The organism is Enhygromyxa salina (assembly GCF_002994615.1).
Classification (GTDB): domain Bacteria; phylum Myxococcota_A; class Polyangia; order Nannocystales; family Nannocystaceae; genus Plesiocystis; species Plesiocystis salina_A.
In genome coordinates this window covers 1-2,174 of record NZ_PVNK01000210.1, presented here as the reverse complement: position 1 = coordinate 2,174, position 2,174 = coordinate 1, and the positions used below count along the sequence as shown (strand labels likewise).

Sequence of the window (2,174 nt, the reverse complement as noted above, 5' to 3'; positions counted from 1 at the left end):
GTCTCGCCGACCTCGCCGACCTCGCCCGAACCGAGACCGGCCTCGTAGTTGGGGTTGACGCCCGTGATGCACCCTCCGGCGATCAGCGCGGCGAGGCTCAGCGCGCTAGCGGGCGAAATCCGGAGCAGCCAGTGAGGGATCTCCGGTGGGCGGGACAGGACTCGAACGTGACTGGGGGAGCATGCGAGATAGAACGAAATCGCGTAGTTGGCCATGCAGGCCCCGTAGCCGCGAGGAAGCGGGTTGTTTGAGTTCGGGCCTGTTCCGACCCATGTGGTCGCTAGCGACAGAGTTGCGACTGCTGGGCTCCCCCTCTGCTCCCAGCAGCCGCGAGGTACTAGCTACGATCGTCGCCAAGCCGCCCAGTCGAGCAACGGTTTGCTAGAGGCTTTCGCGCAAGGGCTTTCTGCAAGCACTCTTCTAGAGCTCCCTCAAGGACGAGATCGGCACCTACGCAAGAGAACCACAGGTCGGATGTATCCAGACTCGGAGGCGATGCGACTACGATCCGTTTGCCTAGGCTCCGCGCATATCCAAGTTCGTAGAGGGTGCCATACGCATCGATGCTCTCGATCCAAGCGAAGACAACGGTCGATTTTTCAATCGCGCCTATGCATCGTTGGTAGGTTTCGGAGGGGTCCCACGCCATACTTGTGCCGTGCGTGGATGGGCCGTGGAAGCACCTGTGGTCACAGCTCACGAAATATGGTCCAACGTAGTCGTGGCGCCCAAGCACCACGCCGTGCAGCACGGGCCATTCCCCGTTCTTCGTGTGGCCATGTCCTTTAACGGTTGAGACATCGGGGGGATCTCCTGTCCAACAGGAGCCAGATACGACCCCGCGAAGTGAATCGACGACCCCATGCCGCCAACCGTTCGGAGAAATCTTCCCAGCTAGATAGACCTTTTCGGTAGATGCCCGGTGCACCCGTTGGTTCTCAAGGGCAGCAGCCGTATTCCAATCCTTGTAACCGTGGCTCCCGGCGACGGCCTCAAGTGTCTGTGAGTGTGAGAGTGTGATGCCTTCTTGCTCAGCGAGATGAGTACGGAGCCTCTTGGCCTGAGCCTTGAGACCTGATGACGTGGACAGTTTTTTCCTGGTGTTCATAATCGTTCCTCTTTCGAGGCCCTTACTGATCCGTGCTCGCGTTGCGGGTCTGGGCCTCAAAAGGTCATCGACGACCAGAGACACAGGGTTCTAGGAGCTTCACCATCCCTTGAGAGGGGCGAGCGGCAGGCGCTCCACTGCCATGCTCTTGCATATCCCGCACTAGGCTCAGTGTCAATCCTGCCGAACAGGCGGGCCACCTGCTAGATGAGCGCAGTCAACCGACTCGCGAAAAACCACACACGACAGAACCATACATCGCCCGAATTAGACGCATCCATGTCGCTACAGGCATGGCCAAGACGCCGTCCCAAGTCTCCCGCGACTTCGGTCGCTTCGTTCACGCCCTACGGAAAGCCTGCCAACAGACTCAGAAGCAACTTGCCGAGCGAGCAGATCTGTCGGCCGACACGGTCCTCCGACTGGAACACGGCACGTTCTCGCCGTCACTTCACACGCTCTCCAAGCTGGTGGCCGGCTTGCGGGTCGAGTTCTCCAGCTGTTTGCGGATTCAACCGGCGCGAGGTCGCGTCGGACCATGAGTCAGTTGCACTGGCTCGCAGTCTGAGTCCCCCCAAGCGCCGACGTCGAGTTGGACGACGTGTGCTCGCAGGCATGACCGGGTCATGGTCATGCGTAGCAGGGAGCTCGATCCGCTGTACGGGTGCTCGGGCCGCTGGGGCAGCGGCGCGTTTCTCAACGGCGCGGTCGAGCTCGTCACGACCCTCGACGGTGAGCAGCTGCTCGCGGGCCTGCTCGAGATCGAGCGCCACCACGGTCGAGTTCGACGCGAGCGCTGGGGCGATCGAACCCTCGATCTGGACGTCGTGTGCGGGTTCGACGAGCGCGGCCGCGATCGCGTCCGCGACACCCCGACGCTGACCTTGCCGCATCCGAACCTGTGGGCCCGCGACTTCGTGCTCCAGCCCCTCGTCGACATCGACGCCGGGCTCAGGGTTGAAGGACGCAGCTGCGCGGCACAGCTCGCGACCCTCGCCGACGATCAACGCACGCTGCTGCGGCGGCTCGACGAGACCCTCGACCCCCGCTGATCCAATGCCCGGGC

4 protein-coding genes are annotated in these 2,174 nt (G+C 62.3%); 2 read left to right on the top strand and 2 right to left on the bottom strand.

Annotation, left to right across the window (positions count from 1 at the left end; translation table 11 throughout):
- Positions 1–215 (bottom strand): hypothetical protein (locus ENSA5_RS24700; RefSeq protein ID WP_146156077.1); only part of this gene is annotated, 215 nt, incomplete at its 3' end.
- 122 nt (positions 216–337) lie between these two features.
- Positions 338–1,108: a glyoxalase superfamily protein gene (locus tag ENSA5_RS39810; protein ID WP_219906854.1), complete on the bottom strand. Its 771-nt coding sequence runs from the start codon at positions 1,106–1,108 to the stop codon at positions 338–340.
- A gap of 293 nt (positions 1,109–1,401) precedes the next feature.
- Here ENSA5_RS39810 and ENSA5_RS39805 point away from each other — a divergent pair, with 293 nt between their 5' ends.
- Together ENSA5_RS39805 and folK are read left to right on the top strand one after the other, a co-directional pair.
- Positions 1,402–1,650, top strand: coding sequence for a helix-turn-helix domain-containing protein (locus ENSA5_RS39805; RefSeq protein WP_106394158.1), 249 nt, complete (start codon positions 1,402–1,404; stop codon positions 1,648–1,650).
- Between the two features lie 84 nt (positions 1,651–1,734).
- Positions 1,735–2,160: a 2-amino-4-hydroxy-6-hydroxymethyldihydropteridine diphosphokinase gene (gene folK, locus ENSA5_RS24690; protein ID WP_106394157.1), complete on the top strand. Its 426-nt coding sequence runs from the start codon at positions 1,735–1,737 to the stop codon at positions 2,158–2,160.
- Positions 2,161–2,174: the final 14 nt, after the last annotated feature.

What these genes read in the sequence shown, in the direction of transcription:
- ENSA5_RS39810 (WP_219906854.1), bottom strand. Translation starts at nt 1,108, where the DNA reads ATGAACACCAGGAAAAAACTGTCCACGTCATCAGGTCTCAAGGCTCAG.
- ENSA5_RS39805 (WP_106394158.1), top strand. Translation starts at nt 1,402, where the DNA reads ATGGCCAAGACGCCGTCCCAAGTCTCCCGCGACTTCGGTCGCTTCGTT.
- folK (WP_106394157.1), top strand. Translation starts at nt 1,735, where the DNA reads ATGGTCATGCGTAGCAGGGAGCTCGATCCGCTGTACGGGTGCTCGGGC.